Source organism: Marinifaba aquimaris (assembly GCF_013328345.1).
In the GTDB taxonomy this organism is placed as follows: Bacteria; Pseudomonadota; Gammaproteobacteria; order Enterobacterales; family Alteromonadaceae; genus Marinifaba; species Marinifaba aquimaris.
Genome location: NZ_JABULX010000001.1, coordinates 116,444 through 135,981, shown reverse-complemented (window position 1 = coordinate 135,981; position 19,538 = coordinate 116,444). Strand labels below are relative to the sequence as shown.

At 36.7% G+C, this 19,538-nt stretch carries 18 protein-coding genes; all 18 read left to right on the top strand.

The genetic code is table 11. The annotated features are described in order from the left end of the window. The first annotated feature begins 19 nt into the window (after window positions 1-19). A complete protein-coding gene (locus tag HR060_RS00670; RefSeq protein ID WP_343044127.1) occupies window positions 20-1,066 on the top strand; it encodes a nucleotidyltransferase family protein in 1,047 nt (348 codons plus the stop codon). Window positions 1,067-1,073: 7 nt separating this feature from the next. Then, window positions 1,074-1,769 carry an acylneuraminate cytidylyltransferase family protein gene (locus HR060_RS00665; RefSeq protein ID WP_174198324.1) on the top strand — a complete coding sequence of 232 codons (696 nt, stop codon included), beginning with the start codon at window positions 1,074-1,076 and terminating at the stop codon, window positions 1,767-1,769. Continuing rightward, window positions 1,762-3,093: a hypothetical protein gene (locus tag HR060_RS00660; RefSeq protein WP_174198323.1), complete on the top strand. Its 1,332-nt coding sequence runs from the start codon at window positions 1,762-1,764 to the stop codon at window positions 3,091-3,093. The genes HR060_RS00665 and HR060_RS00660 overlap by 8 nt, the downstream gene beginning before the upstream one ends. Then, window positions 3,094-3,921: a class I SAM-dependent methyltransferase gene (locus HR060_RS00655; RefSeq protein ID WP_174198322.1), complete on the top strand. Its 828-nt coding sequence runs from the start codon at window positions 3,094-3,096 to the stop codon at window positions 3,919-3,921. Window positions 3,922-3,935: 14 nt separating this feature from the next. Then, entirely contained in the window at window positions 3,936-5,366 is a 1,431-nt protein-coding gene (locus HR060_RS00650; protein WP_174198321.1) for a hypothetical protein, read from the top strand. A gap of 38 nt (window positions 5,367-5,404) precedes the next feature. Further along, window positions 5,405-6,343 carry a Gfo/Idh/MocA family oxidoreductase gene (locus HR060_RS00645; protein WP_174198320.1) on the top strand — a complete coding sequence of 313 codons (939 nt, stop codon included), beginning with the start codon at window positions 5,405-5,407 and terminating at the stop codon, window positions 6,341-6,343. Beyond that, the gene (locus HR060_RS00640; protein ID WP_174198319.1) at window positions 6,328-6,906 is read left to right on the top strand and encodes a sulfotransferase family 2 domain-containing protein; all 579 of its coding nucleotides are present in this window, start codon (window positions 6,328-6,330) and stop codon (window positions 6,904-6,906) included. The genes HR060_RS00645 and HR060_RS00640 overlap by 16 nt, the downstream gene beginning before the upstream one ends. A 19-nt stretch (window positions 6,907-6,925) precedes the next feature. Beyond that, window positions 6,926-7,870: a Gfo/Idh/MocA family oxidoreductase gene (locus HR060_RS00635; protein WP_174198318.1), complete on the top strand. Its 945-nt coding sequence runs from the start codon at window positions 6,926-6,928 to the stop codon at window positions 7,868-7,870. A gap of 45 nt (window positions 7,871-7,915) precedes the next feature. Continuing rightward, window positions 7,916-8,698, top strand: a complete 783-nt coding sequence (gene rfbF / locus HR060_RS00630; RefSeq protein ID WP_174198317.1) for a glucose-1-phosphate cytidylyltransferase — start codon at window positions 7,916-7,918, stop codon at window positions 8,696-8,698. Beyond that, complete coding sequence (rfbG, locus tag HR060_RS00625) at window positions 8,698-9,774, top strand: CDP-glucose 4,6-dehydratase (RefSeq protein ID WP_174198316.1); 1,077 nt, start codon at window positions 8,698-8,700, stop codon at window positions 9,772-9,774. Before rfbF ends, rfbG begins: the two co-directional genes overlap by 1 nt. Beyond that, the gene (gene rfbH / locus HR060_RS00620; RefSeq protein WP_174198315.1) at window positions 9,774-11,081 is read left to right on the top strand and encodes a lipopolysaccharide biosynthesis protein RfbH; all 1,308 of its coding nucleotides are present in this window, start codon (window positions 9,774-9,776) and stop codon (window positions 11,079-11,081) included. Before rfbG ends, rfbH begins: the two co-directional genes overlap by 1 nt. 2 nt (window positions 11,082-11,083) lie before the next feature. Beyond that, window positions 11,084-11,914, top strand: a complete 831-nt coding sequence (locus tag HR060_RS00615; RefSeq protein WP_174198314.1) for an NAD-dependent epimerase/dehydratase family protein — start codon at window positions 11,084-11,086, stop codon at window positions 11,912-11,914. Then, window positions 11,901-13,193, top strand: a complete 1,293-nt coding sequence (locus tag HR060_RS00610; protein ID WP_174198313.1) for a protoporphyrinogen/coproporphyrinogen oxidase — start codon at window positions 11,901-11,903, stop codon at window positions 13,191-13,193. The genes HR060_RS00615 and HR060_RS00610 overlap by 14 nt, the downstream gene beginning before the upstream one ends. Continuing rightward, entirely contained in the window at window positions 13,187-14,071 is an 885-nt protein-coding gene (locus HR060_RS00605; RefSeq protein ID WP_174198312.1) for a TIGR00180 family glycosyltransferase, read from the top strand. Before HR060_RS00610 ends, HR060_RS00605 begins: the two co-directional genes overlap by 7 nt. A 151-nt stretch (window positions 14,072-14,222) precedes the next feature. Further along, a complete protein-coding gene (locus tag HR060_RS00600) occupies window positions 14,223-15,032 on the top strand; it encodes a flagellin N-terminal helical domain-containing protein (RefSeq protein WP_174198505.1) in 810 nt (269 codons plus the stop codon). 302 nt (window positions 15,033-15,334) lie between these two features. Then, a complete protein-coding gene (locus HR060_RS00595) occupies window positions 15,335-16,771 on the top strand; it encodes a sigma-54 dependent transcriptional regulator (protein WP_174198311.1) in 1,437 nt (478 codons plus the stop codon). Window positions 16,772-17,035: 264 nt separating this feature from the next. Further along, window positions 17,036-18,130 (top strand): sensor histidine kinase, encoded by a 1,095-nt coding sequence (locus HR060_RS00590; protein ID WP_217434839.1) that lies wholly within the window; start codon window positions 17,036-17,038, stop codon window positions 18,128-18,130. A 24-nt stretch (window positions 18,131-18,154) separates the two neighbouring features. Beyond that, on the top strand, window positions 18,155-19,507 hold the full coding sequence (locus tag HR060_RS00585; RefSeq protein WP_174198310.1) for a sigma-54-dependent transcriptional regulator: 1,353 nt from the start codon (window positions 18,155-18,157) through the stop codon (window positions 19,505-19,507). The last annotated feature ends 31 nt before the right edge of the window (window positions 19,508-19,538 follow it).

Genomic DNA, 19,538 nt, shown 5'->3' with positions numbered 1-19,538 from the left:
TTAGTGATAGATCATGACTGTGTCAAATTGGAAAAATATTGTCGTTAATCGGAGTATACCCATTATTTCTGCGATGGAAATATTGGATAAGCAGAGCTTAAGGATCATTCTTGTTTTAGACGGTGATGGTAACTTACTTGGTACGTTAACTGATGGTGATATTAGGCGTGCTATTTTAAATAACATCTCTCTTGAAACGTCAGTTGATAAAATAATGAATGCCAAACCTACAACGGTTAATAAAGGCACTAACCTCAAAAAAATAAAACGAATAATGCAAGAAAGAGATTTATTGCAAATTCCTGTTCTTGAAAAAGGGCGTTTGGTTGATCTTGTCTCATTAAAAGATTTATTAAAACCAGTTAAACAGTTAAATCCTGTTTTGCTTATGGCTGGCGGCTTCGGAAGACGATTAGGCGATCTCACTAAGACATGCCCTAAACCTATGCTGAAAATTGGCAGCAAACCGATTATGGAAACAATCCTCGAAAGTTTCGTTGAGGCAGGATTTGTCAATTTCTATATTTCTGTTCATTACTTACCAGAGGTTATTCGAGATTATTTTGGCAACGGTGAACAATGGGGAATCAATATTACTTATATTGAGGAGCCTAAGCCGTTAGGAACTGCTGGAGGTTTAGGTTTGTTACCAAAATTAGAGAGCAGTTTGCCTTTGATTATTATGAACTGCGACCTTCTGACTAAATTAGACTTTTCAAATTTACTGTCATTTCATTATGAAAACAACGCTTCTTTGACCATGTGTGCACGTCAATATGAATACCAAATACCATACGGTGTTATCAATACTGAAAGCGGAGAAGTAACAGGAATATCTGAAAAACCTATATCAACGCATTTTGTTAATGCTGGAATTTATGTCATTGAACCTTCGTTATTAAATGAAATTTCAGGTGATGAATATTTAGATATGCCCGACTTAATAAACAATTATCTAGAGATGGGACGAAGTATTCAGGTATTCCCTATACATGAATACTGGTTAGACATAGGTAAGATTGATGACTTTCAAAAAGCCCAGCATGATTTTAACTTAGAGTGCTAACTGAAAAATGAAGCATATTGCCATTATTCCTGCACGCTCTGGCAGCAAGAGATTACCGAATAAAAATCTTAAAATTTTTGTCAATAAACCTTTAATTGCCTGGACTATTGATGCTGCTCTGCAGAGCAAAGTGTTTTCTGAGGTTATTGTCTCAACCGATTGCCAAAGCATTGCGGATGTTGCTATTGAATTCGGGGCTAAAGTACCTTTCTTAAGAGATTCAACTTTAGCCAGTGATGATGCTAAGTCAGCAGATGTTGCAATGGACGTAATTGAAAAATTAGCGTTGTCTGGTGAGGATGAGTTTACTTGGCTCCAACCTACATCTCCTCTTAGAACTTCTGAATGTATTCGCCAAGCTATGCAACAATTTAAGCTCACTGAAGCGGACTCTCTTGTATCTGTTACTGAGTGTGAACACTCGCCACTTTGGTCCTGTCAAGTTAGTGAAAACAATCAATTGAGCAGTTTAATTGCAGAGCAAGCTTTACTTGAGAATAGTCAGTCGCTACCTACTTACTTCCGCTTTAATGGGGCTATATACATCAATCAGGTTGGTCGGTTTAAACAAAGTTGTGCTTTTTATAGTTCCATAGCTAAAACTACGGCATTTAAAATGCCTAACACTAAATCCGTTGATATTGATACTGAATTAGATTTTATGTTCGCGGAGCTGATTATGCAGCAGGGATTAAATGAATAAAGTTGTTTATGTAGTACATTGCATCGATACAGAAGGGCCATTAAATGAAACCTTAGATGCTACTTTTACTCGCTTAAAAGAGATTTTTAATATTTCGCTTCCAGCAAGTGAAGAGAATTTAAAAAAAATCCAAAATTGTCAGCTAGATTTAGGTGGGATAGAAAAGGAGGTTGCAAAAGTCTTTGCGCCTCACTTACTTGATTATAATCGGGATTGGGCAGACGTATCTTCAATGCTGGATAAGATAATGTCAAAAACATTTCGAGAGCGATACTTGGATTCAAATGGAAGAGGTTGGCTTTATAACTGGCACTGCCTTGACTTTATTGGGTTTACTGAAAATCCGCGTCACCGTGATCAACGGGACCATGCTGTTTTTGACTTCTATTCACAGCGAGACGATTTGTTTGATGATCAAATAGAGTTTCATCATCATCCTGTTGGTTTCTATAAAGTAGGAACATCTCCTGCAACTAATTACCTCAGTCAAAACCCAGTAATATTTGAGATTATTGCCAAAAAAATTATTGAACGGTCATGGTTTCCTACCGTTTATCGACCTGGTTTCCATACCACTAGGCCTGATAGTCATTGGTTTTTAGAGCAATACATCCCTTTCGAATACGCAAATCAAGCGCAATCTGTATCAGATTTTGATCAGCAGCTTGATCTAGCTAATGGACGATTTGGTGATTGGAGAAGAGCACCTTTGGATTGGGCTCCCTATCACCCTTCCCATGATGACTATCAAATACCCGGCCACTGCCGAAGGGCAATTGCTCGATGTTTGAATATTGGTACTCGGTTGAGGCTTTTATCTGCATCAGATGTAGAGCAAGCTTTTGAAGAAGCTAATTCAGGTAAGCCTGTCATATTGTCTTTTACTAATCATGATTTCAGAGACATGTCTCCTGATATTGATTATGTATATCGCTTAATATCTGAAGCCAAAAAGAAATATCCCGAAGTCGACTTTGTTTACTCATCTGGCAAAGATGCTATGCGAAAAGCACTCAGCTTAAATGAAATACCTCCTTTAGACTTTTCATTGAAAGTGACAAATAACCAGTTAAATGTCTCTTCAAATCACCCTGTTTTTGGCCCTCAACCCTTCCTAGCGATTAAAACAAAGGATGGCCAATATATTCATGATAACTTTGATTTTGATAAACCATTTAATCAATGGAAGTATACTTTTGACGATTGTACCGTTAAAAAAAGTGACATTGAGAAGGTGGGCGTTGCCGCCAATGATAAGTATGGCAATAGCCAAGTTTGTTTAATTGATTTCACCACAAACCAAACTTGGAAAGAAAACAGATAAATGGATACTAGCGTTTTTAATAAAAAATATGCCGAATACTGGTCAAATACAATCGAAAAGTCAGTTGATGGTTTAAAAGTACCAGGTTTGGATCTACAGGCTAAATACTTATCCGTTATTTCCAATTATTTTGAAGGTTATGAAGACCCTCTTCAAATTTTAGATGTTGGATGTTGCCATGGCCGTAATTTTGAATTGCTCAAAATGTTAAACGGGCAGGTGCATGGTATAGATATATCACAAGATATCATCCAAATGGCAAGTGAGAAACAATATACATCCTTGAAAACGGCAGGAATGGAAGATATTCCCTATCCTGATAATTACTTTGATTTTCTTTATGTTTGGGCTGTATTTGATTTGGTTAAACATACTAAAGCATTAATAGAAGCCAATCGTGTGATGAAAATAGGGGCTAAAATCCTTCTTACAGGAAAGAGTGCAAATTACTTTTCAGATGATACAGCCGCTTTGGTGGCGGAACGAAATGCTAAGTTAAAACAGTTTCCTCATAAATTTATTGATGTTAATCAACTTGTATCTGAACTACCTAGTTTAGGTTATGAAGTGTTGAATCTTTATAAATTCCCTCGTAGAGGGGACTTAGCTGAAAATACCTCTATTGACTCTAGTGAGCAATACTACGAATTTATTCTGATTCTAGAAAAACGGAATCAACCATTAAATAATGCTCCGAAAAACTTTGCTTATGAGTTTTCGTACACAGCGCATAACTTATCGCAAAGCAACGGGTTTGGTGATGTGTTGGGCTTTTTTGAGCAAACTGATTTTATTTCAACTATTCAAAACTCAGTTAGTGGTGAGTAAAGGGAACTATAAAGATGGGAAATGAAAAAATAAAAATTTCACAGCAAGATAACTTTAAAGGTAATTTTGGTTTAGTTCTTAGGTCATCGGCAATCTTTTATGCAATTTGCAATCAGTCTGTTAAAACGACAATCAGTTTCTTGAATTATTGGAAATTAAAAAGAAATTTAGATGTTAAAGTCGTTGTAAGTTGCAGGAAAATGAATGGTCAATTGCTTGAGCGATTCTATCCCGAGTTTTGCGGTGGCATGGTTGTAAACATAACACCGGATTACGAAGATTTTGAGGGAAGCATTGAAGTTGAAGTTTTCAGCCTAGAAAATTTAGTGATTCCATATGCAGCGATTATGGCCACTTATGAAACCCCAGAGTCTATTTCTATGGTGCATTCGTATACACGAAATTATTCGCCATATGAAATTGAAGAAGGTAGAACGATTTCAAAGGGGCGGGAGTCATGTTGGACCGTTCATGCTAAAGACAAGCTTAGTTCTTTTTGTGTGATGCATAATGGTAGTGTTGAGCAACCTGCTCAATCAGCTCTTATTAATCTTAAAAACCACAATAATGAAAATTTTTCTTTTCAATTTGATATTCCGGTATTGAAACCTTATGAAACGTTGCGTTTGAATATAGATGACATCGTTACAGATCTAGAACAGCTATCGGGAGGTAGGCCTTTAAATGCTAGTATCAACTTTGAGTTGGCTCATGGTTTTACTCGGCTGCTCGTAGGTAATGAAAATATAGAGAGTGGTGAGCTGCAAGTTACTCATTCCAATTTTAATTATTCAGAACATCAAACAGATAATTGTTCTGAAGAGAGTAAAACCGCTTACATGCATCTAATTAAGCCAAATGGTCAATTGGCTGACGTTATTGTGTATCCCGATATGCAAAAAGGGGATTATGTACTTAAAGACGATACAATAGAAACCGATTTCTATTCAGGTCAGCGGTTATACTACAAGCCTATAGCAAGTACCTTGGAATTCAATTCAAAAAATGCGACTTTACCTACAAGAATTGTTACCGCAATTACCGGTGGTCAAGAAGGAAAATTGCCTTATGAATGTTCTCTTGGCGTTATTCATAATGAAAGACCTAAAAAAAGACTTTACTGGGGAGTTGCATCGGCTAGTAATGCAATTAAAGGTAAGCTTTATATTGCGGCGATTGAGGAAGTTTACGGTGTTTGTGAGCAGAATATAATCATTCGTTTATATTCTGCTGTTTCTCATGAATATCTAGAGTTAACTATTCCTCCCTGCGAAATACCCTCATTTTTAGAAGGTGTTGAGTTTGATGAAATGTTTGAGAATGCTTGTTTGTTCTTAGGAGAAGAGCTTGGTTACTACACTGTCTTCTCAGAATATGGTGGTTTGTTTGTTTATAGCAGTTTACAAAACGAGAATGGTTCATTGACGATTGAACACGGTTTTTAGCTCGTTCATTAAACCCTTATTTATAGAGTCTATTTTTGATGTTGAATATTTTATTAGTTGGTGCAGGCCAGTTAGGTAGCAGACATTTACAGTCATTTGCTTTACTAAAAACGCCCTGTCACATGTATGTTATTGAACCAAATGATGCGTCTAGGGTTAGGGCAAAAGAACGCTGGGATGAAGTTAATAAGGATAATCACCATTTAATAACATTTTGTAATTTTGATGATGTTAGGTCATTAAAATTGGATGCCGCAATTATTGCAACGCTTTCTATTGGGCGGTTAAATATTCTTAAAATGGTATGTGAACTTTCAGTACAGCATATTTTATGTGAAAAGACAGCTTTTCAAAGTATTTCTGATTATGAAGCTGCTATATCTACTGCGGCAGAGAAAAAAGTAAATGTTCGATTAAATTACAGTTATAGGTTGAGTGAAACAATCAAGCACTACTTAACATTGGTGAAACCTCCTATAGATATTGAAATTATTGGATCCAATGTTGAATTAGGCTGTAACTTAATTCACTACTTAGATTTATTCAGTTTGTTTAATAGTACAAAGGTTACAGAGTTAGAGGTACCTCAGTTGTTAATTGAAGATAATAATACTAGATCAACAAGCTTAAAGTCTTTCTATGGATTGGTAGAGGGAAAGGCTGAAAATGGTGCGGCATTTAAAGCGTCTTTTTCAAATGAATCAAACCTTGATTATCAAATAATTTTTTCATCACAAAAAGAAATAGCAGTAATCAATGAATCTCAAGGGCATTTTTCGGTTGGAAATGAAAAGGTTGAATTTAATATACCTTACGCGAGTAAAACGACTGCATTTGAAGTGCTTGAAATGCTGAAGGGAAAGTCGAGCCTTCCAACACTGCAAGATTCTTATCTTAATAACTCTTTACTACTTAATGCTATTAATTGTCATATTTATCCTGAGGTTACTAAAGATTGCATATGTCCAATAACTTAGGAGTATTTGGTAAAAAAGTCGTTTTTATACACATTCCCAAAAATGCTGGTACTAGTGTTAAAAGCTTATTAAATAGTGTGAAAGACAATATTCATTTTGATGTGATTTCTACATCTAATGAACTTAGTTTTGATGATTGGTTAGCAAGTTTTAAATTTTGTATTGTTCGTAATCCTTATGATAGAGCCGTAAGTTCTTATTGTTATCATGTTAAATCAGATTACAAAGGTGACCTATATAAAAGGTACCCCAATTTAAAATCGATGTCTTTTTATGATTATTTAATGTTAAGAAAAAATAATCGTGAATTTTTATTGATGCCACAAGTTAACTTTATTACTAGGCGTGATTCTGATGTCGGAGTAAACGAGATACTTAGGTTAGAGCAGCTTCAAGGTGATATAAAAAAATTATCGAAAATTTTAGGTGTTGAACTCGACTTACATCACCTAAATGCATCTCCACGAACAAAAGACTATAAGACGTTTTATACGCAAGAAACGTTCGATTTAGTATCAGAAATATATCAAGAAGATTTGTCTCGTTTTAATTATTCGTTTTAAGGTTTAGGTTAGGTATTAAATGATTTGGATTATTGGTTCGGGTGCAATGGCTGTTGAATATGCCAAAGTCCTTAATGCTCTCGAGTTGGAATACCAATGTATAGGTCGAGGTAAGGCGTCTTGCGACAAATTTGAAGCAGAGACAGGGCATACCGTTATAGCTGGAGGTATTGATGCTTTTTTATCATCGACAACTCAAACTGCCACTTATGCAATTGTAGCCGTGAGTGTTGAAGAGTTAGCAAAAGTCGGTAGCTTGCTTGTTGAATATGGCATAAAAAAAATATTATTAGAAAAGCCTGCAGGGCTTACCATTAATGACATTGATACTCTCAATTCAAAAGCTATAGATGCCAAATGCGATGTCTTTGTCGCTTACAACCGTCGTTTTTATGAATCAGTTAATCAAGCAAAAAGGTTAATTAAAGAAGATGGTGGAGTAACTTCTTTAACATATGAAATCACTGAGTGGGCTCATGTTGTTAAAGATGCCCATTGTTCAGTAGAAGCGAAACAAAACTGGTTTTTAGCTAATACGACTCATGTTATTGATTTAGCTTTTTATCTGGGAGGAAAACCAGTACAGATGCAGAGCTATAACTCAGGGAAACTAGATTGGCACCCTAGCTCTAGTAACTTTGCTGGTGCTGGTATCACTGAGGTTGGTGCACTATTTTCTTATCAAGGAAACTGGAACTCTCCCGGGAGATGGAGCTTGGATGTGATGACGAAGAAGCATCGATATATTTTTAGACCAATGGAGTCACTCCAGATTCAAGATATTGGCTCTGTATCAACTGAATTCGTTGATTTGACTGATGAATTAGATCAAAACTTTAAACCAGGGCTATTTTTGCAGACTGAAGCTTTTTTGTCTGACAAACCTAATGGTTTATGTAGCCTTTCAGAACATATTCGCCATTTTGAACTGTATCAAAAAATGGCTGGTTATAAATTGGATTAAAGTGCTTTTGTTTAAAACCGATAAATATAGATCAAAGGGGTAATTATGAAAGCAGTGATTCTAGCCGGTGGGCTGGGAACTCGTATTAGCGAGGAATCCCATTTAAAACCTAAGCCTATGATTGAAGTCGGTGGTAAACCTATCCTTTGGCATATTATGAAAATTTACAGTTCATTTGGTGTTAACGACTTTGTTATTTGCTGCGGTTATAAAGGTTATGTAATCAAAGAGTATTTTGCTAATTATTTTTTACATAACTCTGATGTGACTTTCGATATGCAAAATAACACAATGACAGTGCACGATAATCATTCAGAACCTTGGAAAGTCACTCTAGTGGATACCGGTCTAGAAACCGGAACTCTAGGGCGCTTACGCTTTGTTGAACGTTACTTGTCGGGGGAAAAGCGTTTTCATTTTACTTATGGTGATGGTGTTTCAGATATTAATCTCAATAAGCTATTAGAAAGTCACCAAGCGAGTAATAGATTAATTACGGTTACTGCAGTACAACCTCCCGGACGGTTTGGTGCTCTTAAGATTAAGGGGAACGATATTACTGAGTTTCAAGAAAAACCAACAGGCGATAATAATTGGATCAGTGGTGGTTTTTTTGTCATTGATAATGATGTCTTTAAACAATTGTCTGACTTTCAATCTTCCGAAATGTGGGAGCAAGCGCCGATGGAATTTTTTACTCAGAACAATCAGGTCAATTGCTTCAAACATCAAGGCTTTTGGCAACCCATGGATACCCTTAGAGATAAAAACTATCTGGAAGATTTATTTTTAAAGCAAGAAGCACCATGGGCTACATGGGAAAAATAATGAAGTTGAGCTTTTGGAAAGATAAAAAAGTATTAATAACGGGTAACACTGGTTTTAAAGGCTGCTGGTTATCAGCATTGCTAAATCGTTTAGGTGCAACTACCTATGGTTATTCACTGGAAAACGACAGAAGCGAGCCGAATTTATTCGATTTTGGTGGTACTGGCAAAACTGATTTTTATCGGTTTGGAGATGTTGCTAATTATGAAATGCTTGAAAGCTATTTAGATGAAGTTCAACCTGATATTGTTTTTCATTTGGCTGCCCAGCCTCTGGTTCGAAAGTCTTATATCAAACCGGTAGATACTTATCAAACTAATGTTATTGGAACGATTAATTTACTAGATATTGCTAGAAAAGTTGATTCAATTAAAGCGTTAGTGAATGTCACAACGGATAAGTGTTATGCCAATAATGATTTAGGAAAAAGCTTTGTTGAATCCGATTCTTTAGGTGGTAATGATCCTTATAGTGCCAGTAAGGCATGCTCTGAAATAATAACCCATTCCTATCAAACGAGTTTTTTTGCTGATAGTCATTGTGCCATTGCTTCAGCAAGAGCTGGAAATGTAATAGGTGGTGGTGACTGGTCCGAAGACAGGTTATTACCCGATATTTTTCGTTCTTTATATAATAATGAAAAAATTGTAATTCGTAACCCGTCCTACACTCGGCCTTGGCAGCACGTATTAGATCCTTTATTCGGTTACCTTTTGCTTGCTCATCAATTATTTGTTGAAGGAAATAAATTTTCTGGGGGATGGAATTTTGGACCAGAACGATCAGAAGTCGCTAGTGTCTTAGATGTAGTTGAAAAAACATTAGCGGTGATGGGTAAATCTAAAGCTATGATTGAGCTTGAAGGTACAGCGGGACTTAAGGAGTCAATTTTACTTTCACTAGACTCACAAAAAGCTGAGCATTATTTAAATTGGAAAGGGGCTTACAATACTGAACAAGCCATTGAATTAACGGCTTCACTCTATTCTGCTTGGTTAGAAAAAGATAAAACCAGATTCCATTCTATCTGGCTTCATCAAATTGATGATTATATAAAATTAAGGTTTGAAAATTAATGTCTCGTTTAGATTCGATAAAAAATGAGATTCTTGAAAAAGTTTCTGAATATTCTTTGCAATCTGATGTAAAAAAACTATTCATACCAGGTGAAACTTATATTCCTGCCTCAGGAAAATCGGTTGGTGAAGAAGAGCGAATGTTGATGGTTGAAGCATCCTTGGATGCTTGGTTAACAACAGGGCGTTTTAATGACCGATTTGAGAAATCTTTAGCTGAATACTTAGGTATTAAATTTGCGTTAACTACTGTTTCTGGTTCTGCTGCTAATTTACTCGCTTTTACTGCCTTAACGTCAGACAAGTTGGGGGAGAAAAGAATAAAGCCTGGTGATGAAGTCATTACTGTCGCTGCCGGTTTTCCAACAACAGTAAACCCTATCATTCAAAATAACTGCATCCCCGTTTTCGTCGATGTTGAATTGGGGACGTATAATGTTGATGTTACTCAACTGGAAGGTGCCATCACGAATAAAACTAAAGCTATAATGATGGCCCATACTTTAGGGAACCCTTTTAATTTAAAAGTTGTAAAAGAATTAGCGAATAAGTATGACCTGTGGCTTATAGAAGATTGTTGCGATGCCCTTGGTTCAGAATACGAGGGGAAAAAAGTAGGTACTTTCGGGGACTTAGCTACCTTTAGTTTTTATCCTGCGCATCAAATTACGATGGGGGAAGGAGGCGCAGTTGTTTGTAACTCGCGTAAACTTTATAAAATTGTTGAATCTTTTAGAGACTGGGGGAGAGACTGTTACTGCGAACCTGGGCAAGACAATACCTGTAATAGACGCTTTGAACAGCAGCTAGGTGAGCTTCCATTTGGCTATGACCACAAATATACGTATTCTCACCTTGGCTATAATCTTAAAATCACAGATATGCAGGCTGCATGTGGTGTCGCTCAGTTAGAAAAGCTTCCGGGGTTTGTTGATAAGCGTCGTGAAAACTTTGAGTTGCTACGATCGCTTCTTAAAAATCAAAAACACCTTATATTGCCAGAGCCAGAAGAATATTCACAACCTAGTTGGTTTGGTTTTCCAATAACTGTTAACACCCTAAACACTTCACTATCAAGGCTCGATATATTAAAAGTACTTGAAGGAAGAAAAATTGGAACACGATTACTATTTGCGGGCAATCTTATCAAACAACCATATTTCAAAGATTTGAACTACAGAGTACATGGTGAATTGAAAAATACAGACTTTATCATGAATAATACTTTTTGGGTGGGTATTCACCCTAGTGTGACTAATGAGCAGATTAACTACATGGCTAACATTATTTCTGATGAGTTAGCTTGAGTATGATTTCCATTATTATTTTGGGAGCTAATAGTTATTTAGGAGCTAATTTAATAGCTTACTTATCATCTAGTTATAATGTGGTGGGGGTTAGTCGTAGTAAATCGCCAGGAGATTTTAGTTATAATACGGAAGAGGAACTCTTTTCTATAATATCAGAAATTAAGCCTTGTTTAGTTATAAATACTATTGGGTTGTATGAAAACTCTTGTAACAGTACATCGGATATTTTAGAAAGTAATCTACTATTTCCTGTAAGGGTTTTGAATAAGTGCAATGAATTGAAAATTAAAAACTTTTTTCAAGTTGGTACTATATTAGACTCGCAACTCAATTTTTATGCAAAATCTAAAAACTCAATATGTGAAATTGCTCCATTAATCTCACACTATACTAATTTTGTTTATTTGAAACCTCATTTGTTTTTTGGTCCAGGACAAAAAAGTACATCTTTTTTTGGTTGGTTATCTAGGAAAATAGAAAATAATGAACCTTTAGACTTAACTTCCGGTAATCAAAAAAGGGATTTTATTTACATAAAAGATTTAATGTCTGCATTTCACTTATTAATTAGAAACTTGGAGCTAACAGCGTCATTGGAGTCAATTGAAATTGGTAATGGAATGGCTGTTTCTATTAAAGATTTTGTCAATGAGGTTATACGCGTTGATAAACAAACACAGGGTTTAGAAGTAAATTTTGGGGCTATTCCAGATAGGGTTGGTGAACCAAAAGAATTAGCTTCAAATAATGAGTTTCTTCGTACCTTAGGTTGGAAGGCTATTTTTAATTATAAAGAAGCTATTGAAGATATTTATAATGCTCAAAAATAATATATGTATTTTAGGCGGTGGAGTGGCAGGTTTATCTGCTGCATTTCATATTAAAGAGCTAGGAGAAGATTCAATAGTATTTGAAGCTTCGAATAGGGTTGGTGGACTTTTAAAAGGGTTCACAATTAATGGTTTTTATTTTGATAATGCTGTGCACTTGTCATTCACTAAAGATGAATATGTTAAAAATATCTTTGATAAAACCCCACACCTTGCTCATAAACCAATAGCATACTGTGTAGAAGATCAAGTTTGGTTAAAGCACCCTGTTCAGAATAATTTATTTCCATTGCCTTTAGACGAAAAAATAGAATTAATAAAATCATTTTTTGAAAGGCCAGATATTCAGCCTAATAACTATGAAGAGTGGTTACAGCATCAATATGGAAAAAAAATTTCATCGCGCTTCCATCACATCTACACTCAAAAGTATTGGTGCCATGAACCTAGTCAAATGTCGATAAGTTGGATTGGCGACAGAGTAAGGTGTTCCTGCGCAGATGAACTTTTATCTGGAGCTCTTGAAGAACGATGTGAAAATCATTTCTATGCTTCTGAGATGAGATACCCTAAGGAAGGAGGTTATTTTTCTTTTATTAAGGATTTAGTTTCCGATTTAAATATTCAAACCAGAAAGCGAGTGGAAAATATATCTCTGAGTGAAAAAAAACTTACATTCTCAGATGCTAGTCAAGTTGGTTTTGAACATTTGATTAGTTCGTTACCTTTGCCAATTATTATTAGCTTGATCGATGAAGCTCCTTTTGAAGTTAAAAAAGCCGCTTCATGTCTAAAATGGACTACAGTTGATCTTATTTCTATCGGGGTTAAAACTGAGTCTATTTCACCTCACTTGTGGTTTTATATATACGATGACGATATTTTAGCTTCTCGAGCATATTCTCCATCATTAAAGTCGAATGATAATAGCCCTGATGGTTGTTCTTCAATTCAATTTGAAATTTATAATGCCTCAACAAGTAAAAAATACTCTTCTGAGCAATTGATTGAAAATTGCAAATATGCGCTAAAAAAGTTTCAGCTTTGTGAGCTTGATGATGTCCTTTTTTATGATCATAAACATTTGCCATTTGGCAATGTAGTCTTTGATTTAGGAATGGAAAAAAGAAGAGATACAGTAATAAATTTTCTGAATAAACATAACATTTATTCTTGTGGACGTTTTGGAGAGTGGGATTACTTTTGGAGTGACCAGTCATTCATGAGTGGAAAAAAAGCTGCAGAACAAGTTATATACGAGGCTAAAAGTAAATGTTAACCGTCATAATTCCGACCCATGAAAGACATTTCATTTTAAAAAGAACAATCGCATACTGGCAAGAGAAACCAATTAAGGTTGTTATTTTAGACTCTTCCGCAGTGGCTTATTCTTTTACTTCCTTGCCAAATAACATCAGCTATAGGCATTTACCCGGCATGCGTTTTGCCGAAAAGATATTAAGCGGTATTGAATTAATTGAGCACCCCAATATTGCTTTGTGCCCAGACGATGATTTCTTAAATTCTGATTTACTACTTTCTAGTGATTCTTTGATGCAAAAACGCTCTGATATTGCTATCTCATTTGGTAAATTCTTCCGTTTTACTTCAGACAATTATCAACAGTTTGAATATGCTGGTAGGCCTATTCCTTGGCCAAAACTCAAAGGTGATTTAGATATAGATGTGAAAAAATTCGCTACTCGGTATACCCAAGTACTGTGGTCTCTTTACAGAAAAGATGTATTAAAAAATGCGTTTCACGCTATTGAATTAGCTAATTTTGATAATGATAACTTTATAGAGTTGACGATATCGCTTACCGCTTTGGCTAGTGGTCAATTAAATATGGTCGATGATGTATGGGGCATTAGGCAAGCTGATATCGATGGAAATTGGGGAGAAAGACATGTAAGGATCCAAGATGTTAATCATGGTGACTTCAAAAAGCTTAAGGTTGTGTTAAAAGATTATGTATCGGAAAATATAATATCTCTTTTTCAGCGTTACTATATTTCTAGAGTTGGTCCTTACGGTGTTTTAGAGCGTTATAAGCGCCGGTATGGTTATGGCGTAGTTAAGCGCCATGATGCGATCGTGAAAGGGCACCCTTTTTGCAAAGATGTAACCCAATTTCTTGAATATTTTACTGAATAAACGCTGAAAACACTATAAAGGCAAGTCACGGCCTGTTTTATGAAATCGATTTGAGCTTTACATCCCGTAACAACTCACTATTAGTTCAAGGATTGAACTAAATTGCCGATAATCTATACTAACAAGTGTGAGGGTTTAACTTGAGGGCATGATGATGAATGTAGGTGGTATCTCATCAAGTGGTGGATTATTAGATCAAATCCAGAAGAAGCAGGAAGATAACTTAGAAAAGTTGGCTTCGGGCAAAAAAATTAATAAAGCTGCAGATGGTGCAGCAGCGCAGCAGATTATTGACCAATTAACTGCTGAGTCGAATGCTTATCAACAGTCTATACGCAATTCGTATGATGGGGTTTCCGTTGCACAGGTTGCTGATGGTGCTCTACAGGGGATTAGTCAAGATACCCAACGCATTAGAGAACTAACGTTACAAGCGGGTAGTGGTATTCTTTCTGATGGTGATCGTCAAGCAATTCAGGCTGAGATCTCAGGTTTACAAGAGAATATTCAAAGCACTGTTGAAAATACTGAATTTAATGGCCAGTCATTATTTACTCAAGATGGAGAGCTGAGTTTTCAGGTTGGCTCTGGGCCTGGGCAAACTAAATCAATAGATACATCTGATTTAGCAACTCAATTTGATAATTTAGGTTTAAACAGCATTGATGTTACTGCGCCTGGTGGAGTTGATGCTGCGTTATCATCACTCGATGATATTTCTAGTCTAGTGGGCGAACAGCGCGGTGATTTAGGTGCAACTCAAAACTCATTTGAGTCTATCATTGGCAATCTCAACACGACGAATGAAAACGTGCAAGCTGCGCGCAGTCGTTTGCAAGATACCGATTATGCCCAAGCGACTGCTGAACGTACTCAAAATGACATCTTGAGTCAAAGTACCATTTCTGTAGCTAGCCAAGCTAATCAGCAGGCTTCTCAAGTACTTGGTTTGTTGCAATAAATAAACTGTTTAACACTATTTTTAAAAATAGCCTGCTTAATGCAGGCTTTTTTATATTCCCTCATTTGTATGCTCCAATATATTTTTGCTTAATAAATAATCGCACTGTCACAAATATTTCACTATCGATATAACTTGTTACATCTTTTTTTACTTACTGTGTTTTTTATCTCTTTGATTTTGATTGTTTTATTTTAGAATCATCAAAAAATTGGCGCTATTGTGTTTTTGTGCCAAAAAAACCTTAACATCGTCAAAAGATGTTCTATTATTACTTGCAATAACAATTATTTGACACAGCTATGCAATCTAAGAAAAGAATCCTACTAATTGAACAGCCGTCTGGTCATTTTGACGCGCTTAAATCAATTTTGCAGTTTATCGCAGAGGATTATGATGTTGTATCTTTAGAGAAGGCATCTTCACAAACTAAACTTAAAACAGATTGGAAGTGTGTCGTACTGGCCTGTCCTAATGAAGTATTTGAGCAAGCTAAGCAGATTGTAGTTGATGCACCTGAGTTACCTTTTATTGTTAATCATGGTTTAAATGACCTTGAAGCTATTGCTAATGTGATTGGTTCTGTAACAGATGAGATCACTTACCCTGAGCTTACACAACTTCTCGCACATTGTGAGTCGTACATTCGCAATAAACCTAACCAAAACATTAAATCAGCTAAAGACTTACTACAGACGCTGGTGGGGTCTTCTAGCGAGATGCAATCAGTTCGACGTATGATCGAACAAGTCTCTCCAACAGACGCAAATGTGCTCGTGTTAGGGGAGTCTGGAACGGGTAAAGAAGTGGTTGCACAAGCCATTCATCGATTGTCTAACCGCAAAACTGGCCCGTTTGTGCCTGTTAACTGTGGTGCTATTCCACCTGAATTACTCGAAAGCGAATTATTTGGCCATGAAAAAGGGGCTTTTACTGGGGCGATCAGTACTCGTAAAGGTCGTTTTGAAATGGCACAAGGTGGCACATTATTTCTAGATGAAATTGGTGACATGCCTTTGCAGATGCAAGTGAAATTACTTCGTGTTTTACAAGAGCGTTTATTTGAACGCGTTGGTTCTGGTAAAGCGATAAAAGCGGATGTCAGGGTTGTTGCTGCAACTCACCGAAATCTTGAATCTATGGTAAATGATGGCAAATTCAGAGAAGATTTATTTTATCGTTTAAATGTATTTCCTATCGAAACGCCTTCACTACGAGAACGCAGAGAAGATGTTCCTCAACTACTTAATGAGTTGACTAGACGTTTGGCCGATCAAGGTCGGGAAACGGTTAAGTTCACCGATTTAGCTCTACAATCTCTAATGGAACACAAATGGGCGGGTAATGTTCGTGAGCTATCGAATTTAGTTGAACGTATGATTATCCTTTACCCGAATCAAGTGGTTGATGTGGGAGATTTACCTAAAAAGTATCAACACATTGAAATTCAATCTTTTGAACCTGAATATCCAGAAGAGATTTTGGAGCGACAAGCGCTTAATGATTTATTTTCTTCTGATGAAGAAGATGATATTCAGCAAGAGCAAGGCTCACAGATTATTGCGTATTTGCCCGAAGAAGGTATTAATTTAAAAGAGTACCTAGCGGATTTAGAAATTGATCTGATTAATCAAGCTTTGATCATGCACACAGGGGTTGTTGCTAGAGCTGCCGAGGTGTTAGGTATTAGACGAACTACCTTGGTCGAAAAAATGAAAAAGTACGGTATCAACCAATAGCTGATATTAAAGAGGTAGGTTTATCTTAAACTTGCCTAATGTCCTAAAGCTTCACTATTCCTTTCTTTTGCTAAATATACTTTCCTAACAACAAGCTTTTTTACGCTTGATTTTTAATTCAGAGCGCAGCAATTTTTATTACTGTCAGTAAAATGACTAGCGTCAAAAAAAGTCTTATCTTAATGATTATTATAGGTTTTTATCTTTGGCATGGTTAATGCTTTATTCAGTTAAATGAATTTTTGACACATACCGAGGTCGACTTTGTCAACTCATCAAACTGAAACTGCAGATACCAATTTAGCTATTGAAGCTTATCCAGGTGAATTGGATGAGTTGAGAGCCAAAGCGTCTAGAACTTCGCACTTAGTAGACCATTTACCCGCGGGGGTTATTGTCATTGATGGTAAAGGGATTGTCGCTGAGGCTAATCAAATTGCGAGTGATTTATTATCTGAACCCCTTGAAGGTGAGCGCTGGATTGAAGTAATTGATAGGGCATTTGCACCTCAAGCGGATGATGGTGCTGAGGTGTCTTTAAAAGATGGCCGTCGGGTCCAGATTCAAACACAAGATCTCTTCCCGTATTCAGGTCAACTCGTGTTATTAACTGATTTAACGGAAACTCGTTTATTACAAGCTAGATTAGCCAATATGAAACACTTATCTGTTTTAGGTAAGTTAATGGCTTCGCTTGCTCATCAAATTCGTACACCATTGTCTGCTGCTATGTTATATGCAGCAAACTTAGGCAATAGCTCGCTGACTCATCAAGCTCGCAGTAATTTTCAAAATAAACTTATCGATCGATTACACGACTTAGAAAATCAAATTACTGACATGTTGCTATTTGCACGTTCTGGTAAACAACAAGTTGCTGAAACCTTGTCTTTGCAAACCCTGCTCACCGAAGTTAAAGCCGGAGCTGATGCGATGATGTTACAAGCTAAAGCTCAAATGACATTGGATTTACCAGACCCTGATATTTTGATTTACGGTAATCAAAATGCGCTGGCTAGTGCAATACAAAACCTAATCCACAACAGTATTGAGATTATTGGCGAGGATGCCCAATTAGATTTAGCCGCTAAAGCCGACCCTGAAGATAAGAATTTTGTCATCATATCTGTTAAAGACAATGGGCCTGGTATTAATCAAGAGCAGATAAACAAAGTGTTTGAACCTTTTTATACCACCCGAGGCCAAGGAACTGGTCTAGGTCTTGCTGTCGTTAAGTCAGTAGTAGAGCAGCATAACGGTCAAATCTCTATCGAATCAAAACAAAGTCAAGGCGCAAAATTTATTATGCGTTTACCTATCGCAGAAGTCGCTATGTCTGCTCAGCAGCAAGTGGCTTAATGAGGTTAATGAGAGGTAATGAATATGGAAACTAAAGTACTCGTTGTAGAAGATGATAAATCTCTACGTGAAGCCATTGTTGATACATTAGCCATAGCTGGTTACGCGGCAGTTGAAGCCGATAGTGGCGAGCAAGCTTTGGTTAAATTAGCCGAGAATGAAGTGCAGATTGTTGTTAGTGATGTACAAATGCCCGGTATCGATGGTTTGTCATTGCTCAGAAGTATTAAAAGTAAAGCGCCTTCATTACCTGTATTACTGATGACGGCATTTGCCAATATCCAAGATGCCGTTAAGGCGATGCGAGATGGTGCCACAGACTACTTATCAAAACCTTTCTCTCCAGAGGTACTATTAAGTCTAGTTTCTCGATATGCGCCTATTCAAACTCAGGATATTCCAGCACCGGTTGTAGCGGATGAAAGCTCCAAATCATTGTTGCAATTAGCGGCAAAAGTAGCTCAATCCGATGCTTCAGTAATGGTCATGGGGCCGAGTGGTTCAGGTAAGGAAGTACTTGCTCGGTACATCCATGATTGTTCACCTAGAAAAGATGAAAACTTTGTAGCGATTAATTGCGCTGCCATACCTGAAAGTATGTTGGAATCTACTTTATTCGGCTATGAAAAAGGGGCTTTTACTGGTGCATTACAAGCATGCCCTGGTAAGTTTGAACAAGCACAAGGCGGAACTATCTTACTCGATGAAATCACCGAAATGGACTTAGCACTGCAAGCTAAGTTACTACGTGTACTACAAGAGCGTGAAGTGGAGCGACTGGGCTCGAGTAAAATGATCAGTCTAGATGTAAGAGTTATTGCAACGTCCAACCGAGATTTAAAGCAAGCGGTTGCCGATGGTGAGTTTAGAGAAGATTTATATTATCGACTGAATGTTTTTCCACTTACTTGGAAGCCTTTAGCAGAAAGAACAAAAGATATTCTTCCCTTGGCTGAATGTTTAATAGAAAGACACTGCGCAAAACAAAACATCATAGTTCCTGAGTTAGACGTGGAAGCTAGACATAAGTTAATGCAACACGCATGGCCAGGTAACGTTCGTGAATTAGACAATGTCATTCAACGTGCTTTAATTTTACAAGCTGGTGACGTTATTACTGATGCTGATATTTTAATTGAGATGGATACCTCAATTCCGTTAGCTACACATTCTGAACAAACCACTTCGCAAGGTGCAAGTAAAAATGATCGATTACCTGATGAATTAAGGCAGCAAGAAAACCAAATTATTCTTGATACATTATTGGCTTGTCATGGCAAACGTGCATTGGTTGCAAGTAAACTTGGCATTAGCCCAAGAACCTTGCGATATAAAATAGCAAAAATGCGAGAAGCGGGTGTTGAGATCCCTGTTTAACTTGTATTCGTAATACCAAATTATTAACCAC

Bases quoted from the DNA above. Each gene is read 5' to 3' on its own strand.
- HR060_RS00665 (WP_174198324.1), top strand. From the start codon at position 1,074: ATGAAGCATATTGCCATTATTCCTGCACGCTCTGGCAGCAAGAGATTA.
- HR060_RS00660 (WP_174198323.1), top strand. From the start codon at position 1,762: ATGAATAAAGTTGTTTATGTAGTACATTGCATCGATACAGAAGGGCCA.
- HR060_RS00655 (WP_174198322.1), top strand. From the start codon at position 3,094: ATGGATACTAGCGTTTTTAATAAAAAATATGCCGAATACTGGTCAAAT.
- HR060_RS00650 (WP_174198321.1), top strand. From the start codon at position 3,936: ATGGGAAATGAAAAAATAAAAATTTCACAGCAAGATAACTTTAAAGGT.
- HR060_RS00645 (WP_174198320.1), top strand. From the start codon at position 5,405: ATGTTGAATATTTTATTAGTTGGTGCAGGCCAGTTAGGTAGCAGACAT.
- HR060_RS00640 (WP_174198319.1), top strand. From the start codon at position 6,328: ATGTCCAATAACTTAGGAGTATTTGGTAAAAAAGTCGTTTTTATACAC.
- HR060_RS00635 (WP_174198318.1), top strand. From the start codon at position 6,926: ATGATTTGGATTATTGGTTCGGGTGCAATGGCTGTTGAATATGCCAAA.
- rfbF (WP_174198317.1), top strand. From the start codon at position 7,916: ATGAAAGCAGTGATTCTAGCCGGTGGGCTGGGAACTCGTATTAGCGAG.
- rfbG (WP_174198316.1), top strand. From the start codon at position 8,698: ATGAAGTTGAGCTTTTGGAAAGATAAAAAAGTATTAATAACGGGTAAC.
- rfbH (WP_174198315.1), top strand. From the start codon at position 9,774: ATGTCTCGTTTAGATTCGATAAAAAATGAGATTCTTGAAAAAGTTTCT.
- HR060_RS00615 (WP_174198314.1), top strand. From the start codon at position 11,084: ATGATTTCCATTATTATTTTGGGAGCTAATAGTTATTTAGGAGCTAAT.
- HR060_RS00610 (WP_174198313.1), top strand. From the start codon at position 11,901: ATGCTCAAAAATAATATATGTATTTTAGGCGGTGGAGTGGCAGGTTTA.
- HR060_RS00605 (WP_174198312.1), top strand. From the start codon at position 13,187: ATGTTAACCGTCATAATTCCGACCCATGAAAGACATTTCATTTTAAAA.
- HR060_RS00600 (WP_174198505.1), top strand. From the start codon at position 14,223: ATGATGAATGTAGGTGGTATCTCATCAAGTGGTGGATTATTAGATCAA.
- HR060_RS00595 (WP_174198311.1), top strand. From the start codon at position 15,335: ATGCAATCTAAGAAAAGAATCCTACTAATTGAACAGCCGTCTGGTCAT.
- HR060_RS00585 (WP_174198310.1), top strand. From the start codon at position 18,155: ATGGAAACTAAAGTACTCGTTGTAGAAGATGATAAATCTCTACGTGAA.